We start from the raw sequence: 17,938 nt of genomic DNA on the forward strand, positions 1-17,938 counted from the left end.
AACAGACGAGCTGGCTATGAACGAACTGATTTCAGTAATTATCACCACCTACAACAGAGAAGATTTACTGGAACGCGCCATTCGCTCAGTGATTGCTCAGACATACCCTGCTGTAGAATTGATTGTTGTTGATGATTGTTCGAACGAAAAAACGTCGCAGCTTATCGAACGCCTGCGGGCGGAGTGTGAAGCGCGTTTTGCCCATTTCACCTACGAGCGAAATGAGAAAAACAGCGGCTCTAACTACAGCCGCAACCGGGGTTACGCGCTCTCGCACGGGGTATTTGTTACCGGGCTGGATGATGATGATTACTTCCTGCCGGAACGCCTGGAAAAGCTCGTTGCGCGTTATGATGAAAACTACGCCTTTGTGACCGACACGCCTGCACGTCTTGATAAATCCCACCGTACCTTCCCCGATAGCAATGATAAAAGAATCATTGGCTTACAGGATATCCTGTGTGAAAACGTGGTGGGTAACCAGGTGCTGACAACTAAAGAGAAATTATTGGGGGTCGGCGGTTTTTCTCCTGAGATTAAGCAGCAGCAGGATCGCGATGTCTGGATCAAATTAATTCTAAAATACGGTCCCGGTATTAAATACAGTTTTAGCACTGCGATGGTGGATGCCGAGCACGGCAGCAATCGAATTACTTCGCAAATAAAAAAATATAACGCATATCGGAAGCTCTATTTTAAATATCGCCAGCACATGTCTGAAACGACAAAAAGCAATAACCTGTTCCAGCTGATGTCGTTTCGCGGCTTTAAATCATCGCGCATGAATGCTCTATTACGTGGGCGTAAAAAAGATGCCAAGCTCAGAATGAAGCTGCTGCGCCGTACGTTAAAAGAGATGTTCTAAATTAAAAGGGCGGTATGATGAATCTCAACCTGATTAATAAACTCATCAAGAAGACGCGGCGCTGGCATAAGAAAACCGGTTTTTCTCTTTTTCAGCGTGCGGCCGGACACTTTGAGCAGAAGAAAAAAGAGACCATTTTTGGCGTTATCGATGCGCTCAATATACAGCCAGAACCTATCAATACCACGTTAAATACCCCGTCACGCATCATCTGGATCTGCTGGTTCCAGGGGGTGGAAAGCGCGCCCGCGCTGGTTAAGCGTTGTATCGAATCGGTCCAGCGTAATACGCCAGATGCGCAGGTTGTGATCCTGACGGATGATAATATTCCTGACTATCTGACCTTACCCGAACACATCACAAGCAAATACAAAGCGGGGCTTATCAGTAAGGCGCAATATTCCGATATTGTTCGCTGCTCTCTGCTGTATCAATACGGCGGGATCTGGATGGATGCCACGGTGTTTATGACGAAAGCGGTGCCGGAGTCGTTTTATGAAAACACCTTCTCGTCGCTGCGTTTTGATTCAAACGAGAATGCGCTGAGCCAGGGATACTGGACGGCCTATTTTCTGGCGGCGCAAAAAGGCAATACGCTGGTGAAGCTGGTCCGGGATATTCTTTACCGCTACTGGGAGCAGCACGATAAGCTGATTGAGTATTTCCTGATTGATTACAGCTTTTTGTATGCTCGTGAGAAATACCTGCCGTTCCGGGAAATGATGGACGCACAGCCGGTGACCGGAAATAACCGTTTTTTGATCCGCCAGTTTATCTCTTCTACGCCGGACGCCAGAGCGATGGAAACCCTGAGCCGCGACCCGGTGGGGATCTATAAGCTGTCCCACAAAGAGCAGTACCGGTCAGAAGCTCACGGACAACCCACGGTCTACAGCAAGATCCTCGACGGTACCTTCCGCCTGGAATGACAAAAAAGCCACCTTCACAGGTGGCTTTTTGTTATCAGGCTTTTCTGCCCCATCCCTGCCACTGCTGCTGCACGTATTTCACCAGCGTGCTTTCACCAATGCTTTCGCCCAGCACCGTGAAGAACCGCGTCGCGTAGACCGGCTCCAGCGGCTGTTTTGGCGTGCAGTTCATGACGCCACGGAACGGATTACGCGGCTCGGGCTTAGCGGGCTGCGCATTATTCGGTCTTGAGGTATCAACCTGAGGCTCGTTGAGCAGATCGCTCGGACGCACCAGCGTGATATCGGAAGGCAGCGTCGGCAGCATTTGCTGCAACACGCGCACGGTGGACGGATGCGGGTGGCCGATAGCTATCGCCGAGCCGTTACGACGCGCCAGCTGCACCGCGCGATTGAACTGAACGCGGATATCCGCCTCGTTCTGCGTATCGTCGAGGAACACCTTACGCTTGATGACCTTCACGCCCGTTCCCTGAGCGGCCCGCATGGCCTGGCTGTTGCCAATGGTCATGCTGTCGAGAAAGTAGAGGTTATAGCGCTCAAGGGACTGCATCACTTTCAGCATTCCGTACAGGCTCGACGTCATGGCGCTGCCCATATGGTTGTTCAGCCCCACGGCGTACGGCACCTTGTTGTAAGCCTCGCGGATGATGCGGTCGATCTCATCGCTGCTCATGTCCGGACGGAGGGTATCTTTTTCCAGCGGCTGCTTGCTGATGGGGGCCATGGGCAGGTGGATCAGCACCTGATGTCCGCCGTTGTGGGCTTTGGTCGCCATCTCGTGCGCGTGTGGCGCATTCGGCAGGACGGCAACGGAGATGGCTGACGGCATCGCCAGCACCTGATTTTCATAGTGTGGACGATAACCGAAGTCATCAATCACAATCGCGAGTTTGCCTGCGTATACCGGTGCAGCCAGCGCCAGTGCGCTGACGACGGAGAAAACCATTCGACGAAATTGAAGCAAAACTTATCTTCCCAACCACGGCTGTGGATTGACCGCCTGACCCTGGCGACGAATTTCGAAATAGAGTGACGGGCGGCCCTGACCGCCACTGCTGCCCACGAGGGCGATGGGTTGGCCTGCGCGCACCTGCGTGCCCACGCTGACCAGCGCGCTCTGGTTGTAGCCATAAAGACTCATGTCGCCTTTACCGTGTTCCACCACGACCACCAGCCCGTAACCCTGGAGCCAGTCGGCCAGGATCACGCGGCCATCGGCGATGGCTTTCACTTCGCTACCTTCAGACGCACCGATAACTATCCCCTTCCAACGTAGCTCACCCTGCAACTGTTCGCCATAGCGATGCAGAATTGTACCGCGAACCGGCCAGTAGGCCTGACCGCGTGGCGACCCCAGGCCGCCGGTACGCGACATGAGCGAGCGCTCGCTTTCGGAAGGTTTGTAGGTGGTGCCTTTGCGGGAGGCTTCCTGCTGCTTGTTGCGCACGGCCTGCGCGTCGCGCGCTTCTTTCTCGGCGCGTGCGCGAGCTGCCGCTTCTGCGCGCGCAATGCTGTTGCGGAGTTTTGATTCGTTAGCGCGCATTTCGCTCAGCTGGCTTTGTCCTGCCTGAATGGAGGACTCCAGCCCGGCGAGCGTTTTCTTACGCTCATTACGCGCCTGTTCGAGCTTCGCCTGCTGGGCCTGCTGATCGTAAAGCAGCGTTTGCTGCTGGCTCTGCTTCTCTTCCAGCTCGGCTTTTTGCGAGGCAACTTCTTCGCGCGTTTGCTTGAGCTGGGCGATGGTTTCCTGACGCGCCTGGTTCAGGTAGCCAAAGTAGGCCTGTAAACGCTGGCCGCGCTGAGACTCTTCGCCGCTTAAAATCAGCTGAATGCCGGTGTGCTCGCCCTGACGAAACGCAGCATCAAGCTGGGCGGCCAGATTGCGCTCCTGGGCATCGCGCTGACGCTCGAGTTTCGCAATCGAGGCGTTCATGTCGTCGATCTGCTTGTTTAGCTGCGCGAGGGTGTTCTGCGTTTCACGCAGCTTGCGGGCGGCGGCAGAGATGGCCTCTTCCTGCTGTTTAAGCTGCGCAAGAAGTGAGGAGCGCTGCTGCTGTTGCTGGCGTACCGCGCGCTCTTTGGCGGCGATATCGGCCTGAATGGATTTTAGCTGATCGCGATCGTCCGCATGGGCGGACGACGCGCACAGCAATACGCCAGCGCTAAATGCGCTGGCGTAAACCAGGGCCCTGACGGATAACCGAAGCGGCTTCACGACCCATGTGATTGAATAAATCGCCTTTCCCCTCATGGGGAGCGATTATTCCACGATGAACAGCGGCTTGCCAGTCATCTCTTTAGGGATTTCCATACCCATCAGCGTCAGCATGGTTGGCGCGATGTCGGAAAGCTTGCCGCCTTCAACCGCTTTCAGTGATTTATCACCGACATAGATCAGCGGTACCGGCAGGTTGGTGTGGGCCGTGTGCGCCTGACCGGTCGCTGGATCGCGCATCTGTTCTGCGTTACCGTGGTCTGCGGTGATCAGCAGCTGGCCGCCTACGGATTCAACCGCTTTCGCGACCTGCTCAACGCAGTGGTCCAGCGCTTCAACCGCTTTCACCGCCGCTTCCATCACGCCGGTATGGCCGACCATGTCGCCGTTCGGATAGTTACAGATGATGGTGTCGTACTTGCCGCTTTCGATCGCCGCAACCAGTTTTTCCGTCAGCTCTGCGGAGCTCATTTCAGGTTGCAGATCGTAGGTCGCGACTTTCGGCGAGTTGATCAGAATGCGGTCTTCGCCTTTGAACGGCTCTTCTACGCCGCCGTTAAAGAAGAAGGTGACGTGGGCATATTTTTCCGTTTCGGAGATACGCAGCTGGGTTTTGTTGTTCTTCGCCATCCACTCACCGAAGGTATTTTCCAGTGAAGCAGGTGGGTAAGCGCACGGTGCTTTGATGTCTGCGGCGTATTCGGTCAACTGAATGAAGTCGAGTTTCACCACTTTCTTACGGGCAAAACCGTCGAAATCGCTGTTCACGAACGCACGGGTGATTTCACGGGCACGGTCAGCGCGGAAGTTCATGAAGATCAGCGCGTCGCCGTCTTCCATTGCCGCATCGGCCTGGCCTTCGGCACGGATCACGGTCGCTTTCACGAATTCGTCGTTTTCATCACGCGCGTAGGCGGCTTCCAGACCTTCAACGGCGGTTGCGAACTGGAATTCGCCTTTCGCCAGCGTCATCAGGTCATAGGCTTGTTCTACGCGATCCCAGCGGTTGTCGCGGTCCATGGCGTAGTAACGACCGATGATAGAGGCTACGCGGCCTTTGCCCAGCGCGGCAAATTTGTCTTCGAAGGCTTTCAGTGAGCCTTCAGCGCTGCGTGGTGGGGTATCGCGACCATCGAGGAAGGCGTGCAGATAGATTTTCTCTGCACCGCGTTCTGCTGCCAGCTCAACCATCGCCATGATGTGATCTTCGTGGCTGTGAACGCCGCCGGCAGAGAGCAGACCCATGATGTGTACGGCTTTGCCTGCGGCAACGGCTTTATCTACCGCACCGGTCAGCGTCGGGTTGGAGAAGAAGGTACGTTCTTTAATTTCAACGTCCAGACGGGTCAGATCCTGGTAGACGATACGGCCCGCGCCCAGGTTCACGTGTCCAACTTCGGAGTTGCCCATCTGGCGATCCGGCAGACCCACTTCCAGGCCCGATGCGTCGATTAAGGTATGCGGACGTTTAGCCCACAGTGCATCCATAACCGGGGTTTTGGCGTTGAAAATAGCGTTATCCTGGCTGTCTTCACGGTAGCCATAGCCATCCAGAATCACCAGTACCATAGGTTTTTTAGAAACCGACATTGCGACAACCTCATGCTCAAGAGTCAAAAATTTGCGTAATTTTACTACAGCTGAATCGTTCAAACAGCCCGGGAAGATCAAAGAATGCGTAGGGGCAAGGCGCTTCTCCGGCCATTTTCGGCCTTTTTTTTCGTGGCATCCCGCAGAAAATGGATTAGCTTATTGTCGCTGGCTGTATTTGCCACAGCGCACAGGTATACTCCTGACCTGGTTTTTTTAATCACTAAGACGGGAGTCGTTACCCCCCATGCAAGAAATTATGCAATTTGTTAGCCGCCACCCGGTCCTGAGCATCGCGTGGATTGGCCTGCTGGCCGCAGTTTTATTCACCACCTTTAAAGGCCTGACGTCTAAAATTAAGGTGATTACCCGTGGTGAAGCGACGCGCCTGATTAACAAAGAAGACGCCGTCGTAGTCGATCTGCGTCAGCGTGATGATTTCCGTAAAGGTCACATTGCAGGCTCTATCAACCTGCTGCCCGCTGAAATTAAAGCGAATAACCTTGGCGAACTGGATAAGCACAAAGCCCAGCCTATTATCGTTGTAGACGGTACAGGTATGCAGGCGCAGGAATCTGCCAACGCTCTGCATAAAGCAGGCTTCGAAAATGTAACGGTACTGAAAGAAGGCATTTCCGGCTGGAGCGGGGAAAATCTTCCTTTAGTGCGCGGTAAATAAGGAATTAAGTCATGGCCAATATCGAGATCTACACCAAAGCAACATGCCCGTTCTGCCATCGTGCGAAAGCGCTGCTGAACAGCAAAGGCGTCACCTTCCAGGAGCTGCCAATTGATGGTGACGCGACAAAACGCGAAGAGATGATTCAACGTAGTGGCCGCACGACGGTTCCGCAGATTTTTATTGATGCGCAGCACATTGGCGGCTGTGATGACTTGTATGCGCTCGACGCGCGTGGTGGACTCGATCCCCTGCTGCGCTAAGAGACTTTAGGACAATTAAAAAGGGTTTTTCCATGTCAGAACAAAACAACACCGAAATGACTTTCCAGATCCAGCGCATCTACACCAAAGATGTCTCTTTCGAAGCGCCAAATGCGCCACACGTTTTCCAGAAAGACTGGCAGCCAGAGGTTAAACTTGATCTTGATACCGCATCCACCCAGCTGGCGGATGATGTGTATGAAGTCGTACTGCGCGTCACCGTTACCGCTTCTCTGGGCGAAGAAACTGCCTTCCTGTGCGAAGTACAGCAGGGCGGCATCTTCTCTATCGGCGGTATCGAAGGCAACCAGATGGCACATTGCCTGGGTGCATACTGCCCGAACATCCTGTTCCCGTATGCTCGCGAATGCATCACCAGCCTGGTATCCCGCGGTACATTCCCGCAGCTGAACCTTGCGCCAGTTAACTTCGATGCGCTGTTCATGAACTATCTGCAACAGCAGGCTGGCGAAGGTGCTGAACAACATCAGGATGCCTGATGAGCACTGTTAACGCGTCAATGACTGTGATCGGTGCCGGCTCTTACGGCACCGCTCTTGCTATCACGCTGGCGAGAAATGGTCACGAAGTGGTCCTGTGGGGCCACGATCCTAAACATATCGCGACGTTGCAACACGACCGCTGCAATGTGGCGTTTCTCCCGGACGTTCCGTTCCCTGACTCACTCCATCTGGAAAGCGATCTCGCCACCGCGCTGGCGGCCAGCCGCAATATTCTGATTGTGGTGCCAAGCCATGTGTTTGGCGAAGTGCTGCGCCAGATTAAGCCGCTGATGCGTGACGATGCGCGCATTGTCTGGGCGACGAAGGGGCTTGAAGCCGAAACTGGACGTTTACTCCAGGACGTTGCCCGCGAAGCGCTGGGCGATGCGATTCCGCTGGCGGTGATCTCCGGGCCAACCTTTGCAAAAGAGCTGGCGGCGGGCCTGCCGACGGCCATCTCTCTGGCGTCGACGGATCAGGACTTCTCCGACGATCTTCAGCAACTGCTGCACTGCGGCAAAAGCTTCCGCGTCTACAGCAACCCCGATTTTATCGGTGTACAGCTGGGCGGGGCGGTGAAGAACGTGATTGCTATCGGAGCCGGGATGTCTGACGGTATTGGCTTCGGCGCGAACGCCCGTACGGCGCTCATCACCCGTGGCCTGACCGAGATGTCCCGCCTGGGCGAAGCGCTGGGTGCGGATCCGGCCACCTTTATGGGGATGGCGGGTCTGGGCGATCTGGTGCTGACCTGCACCGATAACCAGTCGCGTAACCGCCGCTTTGGCATGATGCTCGGACAGGGCAGCGATGTGCAAAGCGCGCAGGAGAAGATTGGACAGGTGGTTGAAGGCTACCGCAATACCAAAGAGGTTCGCGAATTGGCACACCGTTTTGGTGTCGAAATGCCAATAACCGAGGAAATTTATCAGGTATTGTATTGCGGAAAAAATGCGCGCGAGGCAGCATTGACCCTATTAGGTCGTGCGCGCAAGGACGAGCGCAGCAGCAACTGAGCCGGAACCCTTATCACCTGAATGACCCAGCCAGCGCAGAACTGGCTGGTCATTATCATATCGTCTGGAGTTAGCAATGCCGTGTGAAGAACTGGATATCGTCTGGAACAATATTAAAGCTGAAGCCCGGGCTTTGGCCGACTGCGAGCCTATGCTTGCCAGCTTCTATCACGCGACGCTTCTCAAGCACGAAAATCTCGGTAGCGCCCTGAGCTATATGCTCGCCAACAAGCTGGCGTCCTCAATCATGCCGGCTATCGCCATTCGCGAAGTGGTGGAAGAGGCCTACGCCGCAGACCCGGAGATGATCGCCTCTGCCGCCTGTGATATTCAGGCCGTGCGCACGCGCGACCCGGCTGTTGATAAATACTCTACGCCGCTGCTGTACCTGAAAGGCTTTCACGCGCTTCAGGCTTACCGCATCGGCCACTGGCTGTGGAACGAGGGCCGCCGCGCGCTGGCGATCTTCCTGCAAAACCAGGTTTCCGTAACCTTCCAGGTGGATATCCATCCGGCGGCGAAAATTGGGCGTGGCATTATGCTCGACCACGCGACCGGCATCGTGGTGGGTGAAACGGCGGTAATTGAAGATGACGTGTCGATCCTGCAATCCGTAACGCTGGGCGGTACGGGCAAAACCAGCGGCGATCGCCATCCGAAGATCCGTGAAGGGGTGATGATTGGCGCGGGCGCGAAGATCCTCGGCAATATCGAAGTGGGTCGCGGCGCGAAGATTGGCGCAGGCTCCGTGGTGCTGCAACCCGTTCCGCCACACACCACCGCCGCCGGCGTACCGGCGCGTATCGTCGGTAAGCCAGACAGCGACAAGCCGTCGATGGACATGGATCAGCACTTCAACGGCATTCACCATACGTTTGAGTATGGTGACGGCATTTAACGTTTGACGAGCGCGCCAGCGTATCCCAGCTGGCGCCACGCTTCATACACCACCACCGACACCGCGTTAGACAGGTTCATGCTGCGGCTGTCCGGCATCATCGGAATGCGAATTTTTTGTTCGGCAGGCAGGGCATCGAGAATGGTGGCCGGCAGGCCGCGGGTTTCCGGGCCAAACATCAGATAATCCCCTTCCTGATAGCTCACGGCGCTGTGCGCTGGCGTACCTTTGGTCGTCAGGGCAAACATGCGCTGCGGTTTTTCGGCGTCCAGAAACGCGGCGTAGTCATGATGGCGAACCACGGCGGTAAACTCGTGATAATCCAGCCCCGCCCGGCGCAGGCGCTTGTCGTCCCACGTAAAGCCCATTGGCTCAATGATATGCAGGCGAAACCCGGTGTTGGCGCACAGGCGGATGATGTTGCCGGTGTTGGGTGGAATTTCTGGTTCGAATAGTACGATGTTAAGCATGATGCCCCCTTGCGCCTTGCCCATTAGGCTATTTTATTTGCCATTCTAAACCTGGGCAGTGCTCACAATCCTCACGTACTACGTGTACGCTCCGGTTGTTCCGCGCTGTCCGTGTTCAGACTGGCTGCAACAATATACGCCTACTGGACAGGCTCCTTTATTACGGCGGGCAGAATAGCATCCCCTCTCCCCTTTGGGGAGAGGGTCAGGGTGAGGGGACTTTCTTTTCCTAAGCCGCATCCCCGTGCGCCATCGGTGCCAGCGCCGCCGGGAGCTTACTCAGCTCCTGCACCAGCGAATCCTTGCTGATTTCGCCGATAGATTTCGCGCCGGTCAGGGTCATTGCCACCTTCATCTCTTTCTCGATTAGGTTCAACAGATTCGCCACCCCCGCCTGGCCGTGCGTGGCCAGCGCGTACAGATAGGCGCGTCCGAGCAGTACGCTGTCGGCACCGAGCGCAATCATGCGCACCACGTCCAGCCCGCTGCGAATGCCGCTGTCGGCCAGAATAGCGATATCGCCTTTCACCGCATCGGCGATGGCGGGCAGCGCGCGGGCGGAGGAGAGCACGCCATCCAGCTGACGTCCGCCGTGGTTAGAGACCACAATCCCGTCTGCGCCAAAGCGCACCGCGTCGCGGGCATCTTCCGGGTCGAGGATCCCTTTGATGACCATCGGGCCATCCCAGAATTCACGGATCCACTCCAGATCTTTCCAGGATATCGACGGATCGAAGTTATTCGCCAGCCAGCCGATGTAATCCTCAAGTCCCGTCGGTTTGCCCAGATAGGCGGAGATATTACCCAGATCGTGAGGACGACCGTTTACGCCGACATCCCACGCCCACTGCGGGTGCGTCACCGCCTGCCAGTAGCGGCGCAGGGCAGCGTTCGAGCCGCTCATCCCGGAGTGCGCATCGCGGTAGCGCGCGCCGGGCGTCGGCATATCGACGGTAAACACCAGCGTGGAACAACCCGCCGCCTTTGCACGCTCCAGCGCGTTGCGCATAAAGCCCCGGTCGCGCAGCACGTACAGCTGGAACCACATCGGGCGATTAAGGGTCGGGGCGACCTCTTCGATAGGGCAGACCGACACGGTGGAAAGGGTAAACGGAATGCCTTTCGCATCCGCGGCGGCGGCGGCCTGTACTTCGCCGCGTCGGGCGTACATACCGCATAGCCCCACGGGCGCCAGCGCTACCGGCATAGAGAGCGTTTCGTTGAACAGCTTTGTCTCAAGGCTCAGATCGGACATATTTTTCAGCACGCGCTGGCGCAGCGCCACTTCCGACAAATCTTCCACGTTGCGGCGCAGGGTGTATTCGGCATAGGCCCCGCCGTCGATGTAGTGGAACAAAAAGGGCGGCAAAATGCGCTGGGCGGCGGCGCGGTAGTCACTGGCGGCTGAAATAATCATGCTTTGTTCTCCCTGGTCATATCGTGATCGCCAGGCAGACGGGTAATACGCGCCTGTCGGGCCTGATCTTCATCGAATCGTTTGATGGTGGTATGGACGAAGCCCAGATGCGCCATCATCGCTTTGCGCGCGGCATCGGCGTCGCCGTTCAAAATGGCGTTGAGCACCGCGTCGTGCTGTTCGGTTAGCTGTGCAAAGACCGGCGGCACCAGATACATGCGCTGGCGGCTCTGCTTCACGGAGGATTGCAGCAGGTCGAAGAAGCCGCGCATGGTCTGGAGCAGCACCACGTTGTGCGACGCCTCGGCGATGGCCAGATGGAAACGCACGTCGGCCTGGGAGGCGATATCCGGGTCGCTGCTCTGGGTGGCTTCAAAGCAGGCTTTGAGCTTCTCTTTATCGGCCTCGGTGGCGCGCATCGCCGCGTGCCAGGCGGTGCTGGCTTCGATGGCGTGACGGGCTTCGAGGATATCGAAGCTGTAGTCCGGGTCGTTCTCCATCAGCGTTTTGAGCGGCTGAACGATATTTTGCTCAGACCAGTCATCATGCTGCCAGCGCACAAAAGTGCCGCCGCCGCGACGGCTGAGCAGCACCCCTTCGTTCACCAGCGTCGCCAGCGCTTCCCGCAGCGAGTTTCGCGACACGCCGAGCTGGACGGCAAGCTGGCGCTCGGCGGGCAGTTTCATGCCCGCTTCGAGCTGTTGTTCTTCAATCAGCGCCCGCACGCGAGAAGCGATCTCGTCGGACAGGCGTCTGGGCATCACTATCATGGAATCATCCAGGTTAAGACATAGGCCTGAAGGGTGGTGATCACCCCGACCATGCAGGTAAATATCAGGCTGTGCTTGACGGTAAAGCGGAACAGATCGGACTCTTTGCCGACCAGCCCCACCGCCGCACAGGCAATGGCGATGGACTGCGGAGAGATCATCTTCCCGGTCACGCCGCCGGTGGTGTTGGCCGCCACCAGCAGCACGTCCGACACGCCGATTTGCTGCGCGGCCGTGGCCTGAAGCGCGGCGAACAGGGCGTTAGACGAGGTGTCCGACCCGGTCAGGAATACCCCCAGCCAGCCGAGGAACGGCGAGAAGAAGGTGAAGGCGTGGCCGGTATGCGCCAGCGCCAGAGCGAGCGTCGACGACAGGCCGGAATAGTTCGAGATAAACGCGAACGCCAGCACCATCCCGATGGAGTAGATCGGCAGCATCAGCTCTTTAATCGTGCTCGCAAAGGTCTGCACCGCAGCGGCAGGCTTCATGCGCAGCCACACCACGGAAAGGATAGCCGCAAACAGAATGGCGGTGCCGGTTGCGGAGAACCAGTCGAACTTAAAGACGGCCGCGTACGGCGTGGCGTCATGCACCACCGGCGGCATACGGGCAACCATCTTGTCGAGGAACGGCACGGAAATGTTAATCACCATGTCGTACAGCGCGCCGCCCGGGGCAAACAGCGCCTTAAACGGCGGGACGCTCCACAGCGTGACGGTGGCGGTCAGGAACAGGAACGGCGACCACGCGCGAATAACCTGCCCGGGGGTATATCCGGTGCGCGCCAGCGTCCGATCGACCTGCGATGCGCCCATATCGGCGAAGCGGAAAATGCGTACCGGCTTCCAGCGCTTCAGGAACAGCGTCAGGCAGACCAGTGACACCAGCGACGAGATAATGTCCGGCAGTTCCGGGCCGAGGAAGTTGGAGCTGAGGTACTGGGCAATGGCGAAGGAACCGCCCGCGACCACGACCGCAGGCCAGGTCTCTTTCACCCCGCGCCAGCCGTCCATAATCGCCATGATCCAGAACAGCACGATAATGGTCAGGAACGGCAGCTGGCGGCCCACCATCTGGCCAATCTCAAAGCTGTCCAGCCCTGTGACCTGTCCGGCGACCAGAATCGGAATGCCCATCGCACCGAACGCCACCGGCGCGGTGTTAACGATCAGGCACAGCCCGGCGGCGTACAGCGGGTTAAAGCCCAGCCCCACCAGCAGCGCGGCGGTGATCGCCACGGGTGCGCCGAATCCTGCTGCCCCTTCCAGAAACGCACCGAAGGAGAAGCCGACAATCAGCATTTGCAGGCGCTGGTCCGGGGTGATGGAGAGGATCGACGAGCGAATAATGTCGAACTGCCCGGTCTTCACCGAGATTTTATAGACGAAGACGGCGGCGATGATGATCCACGCAATCGGCCACAGCCCGTAGAAGAAGCCGTATACCACCGAGGCCAGCGCGCGATCGACCGGCATTTTGTAGAAGAACAGCGCCACCATCAGGGCGATGGCAACGGTATAGGTCGCGGCAAGGTAGCCCTTCAGCTTGAGCTTAATCAGCGCAAAGAAGAAGAACAGGATCGGGAGCGATGCGATCAGGCTCGACAGCCAGATATTTCCGGCCGGATCGTAGTTTTGTTGCCAGAGGCTCATGCAGGTCTCCAGGGGACCGCACAGTCAGCGTCGCGGTGAGTCTGCGCTCATCTCAGCGTCAAGGACTGCGTAAAAGTGGTCCTGCCAATATTGTGATGTAGGGTGAATGACAATGAATGGTTAACCAGATGTTATGGGCGGGCAATGATTTTGTGAGCGTAATTGATAGAAATGTGAACCAGGCAGGCGGGGAGTTGGGGATTGGTTGGGCCAATTTGCGGCGGGGTGGGGCCTGATGCCCTCACCCCGGCCCTCTCCCACAGGGAGAGGGAGAAAACCACACAGTACAGTCCCCTCGCTCTTTGGGGAGAGGGAGAAAACCGCACCGTACAGTCCCCGCGCCCCTTTGGGGAGAGGGTTAGGGTGAGGGGAAGAATGATTAAAAAGCGGTCTTACTAAAACCCGTCATCTCTTTCAGGCCCATTTCGCGGCCCAGCTCGGTCATCGGGTGAACCACGACCAGCCCACGGACGCTTTTCTTCAGCTTGCCCATGTCGGCCTGTTCTTTTTTGGTGATCGCGCGGCGGTGCGGCATATTCATCAGCTTCTGCGCTTCTTTGCTCAGCTTCTGGCCTTTTACTTCGCGCAGGCGTTCGATTTCGGTTTCCAGCGTGGCGGCTTCTTTTTCCAGCTCCGCATACTTCTCGGCGGACTCAACTAGGGAAAGGCCAGCCATCTGGTGGCGGATCAGATCGAGGCGATCGCTCAGACGTTTAATTTCGTTCTTTTCGACTTCTTTCATGACAAATGACTCTAAAAACGGGGGATTTACAGGGAAGGATACACCAATGTGCGCAGGCTTACTTCTGAAACGCTTTTTTTAAGCTGATTCGGGAAATCAGCTCAGTCAGGGAAAGCACCATCGTTGAACGAACAACCTGCTGATAACGAAGCTTTTGCATCGCGTACAGCTCAGGATCGCTGTTATCAAAATGGGGAGCCGGGGGCAGGGCGGTGACGCAGTGCAGTTCGCCGAAGGGGCCCAGAATTTCATCATCGGTAAACGCGTATTCGTTACCGTCATGATTCAGCTCTTCGCGCAGCGCCATCAGCAGCTCGGCGTCTTCGTACTCGGGCCTGCTCAACACGCCAAGACCGTAAATCAGCTTCAGACGCACCGAGAGATCGCCCAGCGGCCCGTCGCCGTCCAGTAACGGTTCTACAGCATACTTAACAGCGTAGTCGTCTTTGCGAAACACCTGAAGCACCAGGATATTCACCGCCTCGGTCAGTAACTCAACGGCGGCAATCAGGAAGCTTCTAACGGTTTTGCCAGCATTCAGACGCTCAAGCACACGATTTTCAAAGGCCTGGGTTTGTTCCATTATTGCCTGCATATCTGACAATGGGTAAATCGGGCGCAGGCTGACCTGCGCCGCATTCTGCATCATTTGGTTGCGTTGTATGCGTTAACCGCCTCCACAACCACGTCGCTGTTGGCATCCAGACCGGAGATCTGCGCCAGCGCGGCCTGCGGGCCTTTGCTGTCAATCAGCTCAGCCAGCTCAATCGCCTGCGGATCCTGCTCGCTGCGATAGTGCATGGCAGCCGCAATCCCTTTCACCAGGTTAGCGTGCGGCAGGCCGTATTCCAGCGTGCCCAGCAGCGGCTTGATCAGGCGATCGCCCGCGCTCAGCTTACGCAGCGGCTGACGGCCAACGCGCTCAACGTCATCTTTCAGATACGGGTTTTCAAAACGACCGAGGATTTTCTGAATGTATGCCGCGTGTTTCTCAGCATCAAAACCGTAGCGTTTGATCAGCACCGCGCCGCTCTCTTCCATGGCGCCTTTCACCACCGCGCGGATTTTCTCATCGAGGATCGCGTCGCGAATGGTCTGATGACCAGCCAATTTTCCGAGGTACGCGGTTATAGCATGACCGGTGTTCAGCGTGAAGAGTTTACGTTCGACAAATGCCATCAGGTTATCGGTTAATTCCATACCCGGGATGGTCGGCAGCGCGCCTTTGAACTGAGTTTTATCAACGATCCACTCGCTGAAGGTTTCAACGGTCACTTCCAGCGGGTCGTTGGTGGCGGATTCTGACGGCGGAACGATACGGTCCACGGCGGAATCGACAAAGCCAACGTGCGCTTCTACCCAGGCTTTATCTTCGTCAGCGACGACGGCCATTACGTGACCTTTCAGCTGGGTGGTGCCGCGCACCATGTTCTCACAGGCGATGATGTTCAGCGGGGTTTCAATGCCCTGCGCTTTACGTTTCGCCAGGCCTTTTGCCACCGCAGGGGCGATACGCTCAAGCACTACCGGACCTACGGCGGTCGTCACCAGATCGACGCTGGCGATCAGGTCAACAACGTCGTCGCCAATGCTGCTGACCGCGTTCACGCCCGATACGGTTTCGACCTGCTCATTTTCACCGACCACATGCACCTGATAGCTATGACGGGCATTCAGGGCGTCGAGCACCACCTGGTTCACATCGGCGAATGTCAGCGTAATGCCCGCGTCTGCCAGCAGTTTGCCGATAAAGCCACGACCGATATTACCTGCGCCAAAATGTAATGCTTTCATAGTGTTAACCTTCGTTAATGTTTTTACCCGAGAGGGCTGGGGTGAGGAACCGCATACATTTCCCCTCACCCTAGCCCTCTCCCCAGTGGGGAGAGGGAAGAGGATAAATTACTTATTCAGCAGTGCCAGAACTTCTTCCACGCTGGTGGTGTTGGCCAGGCGCTCGATAACGGTTTCGTCATCCAGGGCGTTGGTCAGGCTGGTAATCACCTGAATGTGCTCGTTGTTGCGAGCGGCGATACCAATCACCAGACGGGCGATATCGTCTTCTTCTTCACCGAAGCGTACGCCCTGCGGGTACTGACAGAACACCACGCCGGTCTTCAGCACGCGGTCTTTCGCTTCAACCGTACCGTGCGGAACCGCGATGGATTCGCCCAAGTAGGTTGGGGTCAGTTTTTCACGTTCCAGCATCGCGTCAACGTATTCAGGCTGAACGTAACCGCCTTTCACCAGCTGCTCACCGGCAAAGCGAATCGCCTCTTCTTTGTGGGTCGCGGTACGGCCCAGGAAGATGTTCTCGGCGCCCAGTTTGAACAGGTGCGCGTTGCTCTCGTCAAAGCTGTCTTGCAGGCTGGTACGCACTTTCACTTCGTTATCTTCGTGACGCTGCGCGGCAACCAGACGCTCGGTCAGGCTGGAGTACAGGCCGCTGTCCAGGAAGTTGGTCAGCGAGATGTGCTGTGCCTGTGGCACCTGACGCATCGCACGTTCGGTCAGATCGCGGTGGGTGATGACCAGGTCAACATCCGGTGGCAGGCTGTTGATGGCGCTGTTGGTCACGGAGATGTTGCTCAGACCCGCGTCCTGTACCTTCTTACGCAGCACGCCAGCACCCATTGCGCTTGAACCCATACCGGCGTCGCAGGCAACGATGATTTTACGTACGTGGCTCAGGTCGTTAGAGACATCGCCAGCCGCCAGCGGGGTCGCTGCGCCTTTGGATTCAGCTTTCATATCCTGCATGCGACGGGTCGCTGCTTCGATATCGTCTTCTTCTTTCACTTTGCTGGTTTTCAGCAGGATAGCGGAGACAACGAAGGAGACCACCAGCGCCGCAGCGATAGCCGCGATGTTAGCGAAGTAGGCACCTTTCGGGGTCATCGCCAGTACCGCCAGGATAGAACCCGGAGAAGCTGGAGACACCAGACCGCCGCCCAGCACGCTCAGGGTGAACACGCCGGTCATACCGCCGAGGATAACGGCCAGGATCAGACGTGGGTTCATCAGCACGTACGGGAAGTAAATTTCGTGGATACCGCCCAGGAAGTGGATGATAGCCGCACCGCCCGCAGACTGCTTCGCGCTGCCGCGACCGAAGAACATGTACGCCAGCAGAACGCCCATACCCGGACCTGGGTTCGCTTCAATCAGGAAGAAGATAGACTTGCCGAGGTCATGCGACTGCTGAATACCCAGCGGCGAGAAGATACCGTGGTTAATGGCGTTGTTGAGGAACAGGATTTTCGCCGGTTCAACAAAGATAGACGCCAGCGGCAGCATGTCGTGCGCAACCATGAAGTTAACGCCGGCTGCCAGAATTTTGGACAGCACTTCAACCGCCGGGCCAATGCCGAGGAAGGCCAGAATCGCCAGGATCATCCCGATGATGCCAGCGGAGAAGTTGTTCACCAGCATTTCGAAGCCGGATTTGATTTTGCCATCAACCCAGACGTCGAATTTCTTAATTGCCCAACCGCCCAGAGGACCGGCGATCATGGCACCGAGGAACATCGGCATATCCGCACCGACGATAACCCCCATCGTGGTGATGGCACCCACAACGCCACCACGGTCACCGCCCACCAGACGACCACCGGTATAACCGATGAGCAGCGGCAGGAGGTAAGTAATCATTGGGCCAACGAGCTTCGCCAGCGTTTCGTTCGGTAACCACCCTGTTGGAATAAATAACGCGGTGATGATACCCCACGCGATAAACGCGCCGATATTTGGCATCACCATGTTGCTGAGGAAGCGACCAAAGCTTTGTACTTTGATCTTAAAATCGGATGACATAAAACACCCCTTCTTATGTTTACGCTTAGGCTTACGGCCCGAGGTTTTTCGTTAATGTGCGACGGCAGAGGTAGCCCGGCCCTGTTCATGCTGTGAAATCTGGCACTGAATCG

18 protein-coding genes are annotated in these 17,938 nt (G+C 56.7%); 7 read left to right on the forward strand and 11 right to left on the reverse strand.

The features are described 5' to 3' along the window. Positions 1 to 16: 16 nt before the first annotated feature. Positions 17 to 865: a glycosyltransferase gene (locus ACSVHP_RS11820; protein WP_447552010.1), complete on the forward strand. Its 849-nt coding sequence runs from the start codon at positions 17 to 19 to the stop codon at positions 863 to 865. A 14-nt stretch (positions 866 to 879) separates the two neighbouring features. Continuing rightward, positions 880 to 1,794 (forward strand): capsular polysaccharide synthesis protein, encoded by a 915-nt coding sequence (locus tag ACSVHP_RS11825; protein WP_447552011.1) that lies wholly within the window; start codon positions 880 to 882, stop codon positions 1,792 to 1,794. Between the two features lie 34 nt (positions 1,795 to 1,828). Here the strand turns inward: ACSVHP_RS11825 and ACSVHP_RS11830 are convergent, their stop codons facing one another. The 3 genes from ACSVHP_RS11830 to gpmM are packed head-to-tail and all read right to left on the reverse strand — an operon-like array spanning position 1,829 to position 5,602. Then, the gene (locus ACSVHP_RS11830; RefSeq protein WP_447552012.1) at positions 1,829 to 2,761 is read right to left on the reverse strand and encodes a divergent polysaccharide deacetylase family protein; all 933 of its coding nucleotides are present in this window, start codon (positions 2,759 to 2,761) and stop codon (positions 1,829 to 1,831) included. A 3-nt stretch (positions 2,762 to 2,764) separates the two neighbouring features. Further along, positions 2,765 to 4,024 (reverse strand): murein hydrolase activator EnvC, encoded by a 1,260-nt coding sequence (envC, locus tag ACSVHP_RS11835; protein ID WP_234674177.1) that lies wholly within the window; start codon positions 4,022 to 4,024, stop codon positions 2,765 to 2,767. 33 nt (positions 4,025 to 4,057) lie between these two features. Next, positions 4,058 to 5,602 (reverse strand): 2,3-bisphosphoglycerate-independent phosphoglycerate mutase, encoded by a 1,545-nt coding sequence (gene gpmM, locus ACSVHP_RS11840; protein ID WP_447552013.1) that lies wholly within the window; start codon positions 5,600 to 5,602, stop codon positions 4,058 to 4,060. A 247-nt stretch (positions 5,603 to 5,849) separates the two neighbouring features. On the opposite strand from gpmM, the gene ACSVHP_RS11845 reads away from it, so the two are divergent. The 5 genes from ACSVHP_RS11845 to cysE all read left to right on the forward strand — a co-directional run bounded on the left by ACSVHP_RS11845 (position 5,850) and on the right by cysE (position 8,961). Beyond that, positions 5,850 to 6,281 carry a rhodanese-like domain-containing protein gene (locus tag ACSVHP_RS11845; RefSeq protein WP_112011913.1) on the forward strand — a complete coding sequence of 144 codons (432 nt, stop codon included), beginning with the start codon at positions 5,850 to 5,852 and terminating at the stop codon, positions 6,279 to 6,281. Positions 6,282 to 6,292: 11 nt separating this feature from the next. Further along, positions 6,293 to 6,544: a glutaredoxin 3 gene (grxC, locus tag ACSVHP_RS11850; protein ID WP_014068373.1), complete on the forward strand. Its 252-nt coding sequence runs from the start codon at positions 6,293 to 6,295 to the stop codon at positions 6,542 to 6,544. Positions 6,545 to 6,576: 32 nt separating this feature from the next. Then, a complete protein-coding gene (gene secB, locus ACSVHP_RS11855; RefSeq protein WP_003860835.1) occupies positions 6,577 to 7,044 on the forward strand; it encodes a protein-export chaperone SecB in 468 nt (155 codons plus the stop codon). Beyond that, positions 7,044 to 8,063: an NAD(P)H-dependent glycerol-3-phosphate dehydrogenase gene (gpsA, locus tag ACSVHP_RS11860; RefSeq protein WP_234674172.1), complete on the forward strand. Its 1,020-nt coding sequence runs from the start codon at positions 7,044 to 7,046 to the stop codon at positions 8,061 to 8,063. Before secB ends, gpsA begins: the two co-directional genes overlap by 1 nt. Before the next feature lie 76 nt (positions 8,064 to 8,139). Continuing rightward, entirely contained in the window at positions 8,140 to 8,961 is an 822-nt protein-coding gene (cysE, locus tag ACSVHP_RS11865) for a serine O-acetyltransferase (RefSeq protein ID WP_008502718.1), read from the forward strand. Here the strand turns inward: cysE and trmL are convergent. The 8 genes from trmL to ACSVHP_RS11905 all read right to left on the reverse strand — a co-directional run bounded on the left by trmL (position 8,958) and on the right by ACSVHP_RS11905 (position 17,825). Beyond that, positions 8,958 to 9,431, reverse strand: coding sequence for a tRNA (uridine(34)/cytosine(34)/5-carboxymethylaminomethyluridine(34)-2'-O)-methyltransferase TrmL (gene trmL, locus ACSVHP_RS11870; RefSeq protein ID WP_417313600.1), 474 nt, complete (start codon positions 9,429 to 9,431; stop codon positions 8,958 to 8,960). The genes cysE and trmL overlap by 4 nt on opposite strands. Positions 9,432 to 9,660: 229 nt before the next feature. Next, complete coding sequence (gene lldD / locus ACSVHP_RS11875; protein WP_447552014.1) at positions 9,661 to 10,848, reverse strand: FMN-dependent L-lactate dehydrogenase LldD; 1,188 nt, start codon at positions 10,846 to 10,848, stop codon at positions 9,661 to 9,663. After that, complete coding sequence (gene lldR, locus ACSVHP_RS11880) at positions 10,845 to 11,618, reverse strand: transcriptional regulator LldR (RefSeq protein ID WP_447552015.1); 774 nt, start codon at positions 11,616 to 11,618, stop codon at positions 10,845 to 10,847. The genes lldD and lldR overlap by 4 nt, the downstream gene beginning before the upstream one ends. Continuing rightward, the gene (gene lldP / locus ACSVHP_RS11885) at positions 11,615 to 13,270 is read right to left on the reverse strand and encodes an L-lactate permease (protein ID WP_417313599.1); all 1,656 of its coding nucleotides are present in this window, start codon (positions 13,268 to 13,270) and stop codon (positions 11,615 to 11,617) included. The genes lldR and lldP overlap by 4 nt, the downstream gene beginning before the upstream one ends. Before the next feature lie 379 nt (positions 13,271 to 13,649). Further along, positions 13,650 to 14,012: a YibL family ribosome-associated protein gene (locus ACSVHP_RS11890; RefSeq protein WP_417313598.1), complete on the reverse strand. Its 363-nt coding sequence runs from the start codon at positions 14,010 to 14,012 to the stop codon at positions 13,650 to 13,652. A gap of 58 nt (positions 14,013 to 14,070) precedes the next feature. Further along, entirely contained in the window at positions 14,071 to 14,661 is a 591-nt protein-coding gene (mtlR, locus tag ACSVHP_RS11895) for a mannitol operon repressor MtlR (protein WP_234673996.1), read from the reverse strand. Then, positions 14,658 to 15,806, reverse strand: a complete 1,149-nt coding sequence (gene mtlD / locus ACSVHP_RS11900) for a mannitol-1-phosphate 5-dehydrogenase (protein ID WP_234673997.1) — start codon at positions 15,804 to 15,806, stop codon at positions 14,658 to 14,660. Before mtlD ends, mtlR begins: the two co-directional genes overlap by 4 nt. Positions 15,807 to 15,914: 108 nt before the next feature. Further along, positions 15,915 to 17,825, reverse strand: a complete 1,911-nt coding sequence (locus ACSVHP_RS11905; protein WP_234673998.1) for a PTS mannitol transporter subunit IICBA — start codon at positions 17,823 to 17,825, stop codon at positions 15,915 to 15,917. Between the last annotated feature and the right edge of the window lie 113 nt (positions 17,826 to 17,938).

The sequence above is a fragment of the Enterobacter sp. 186315 genome, assembly GCF_053290175.1.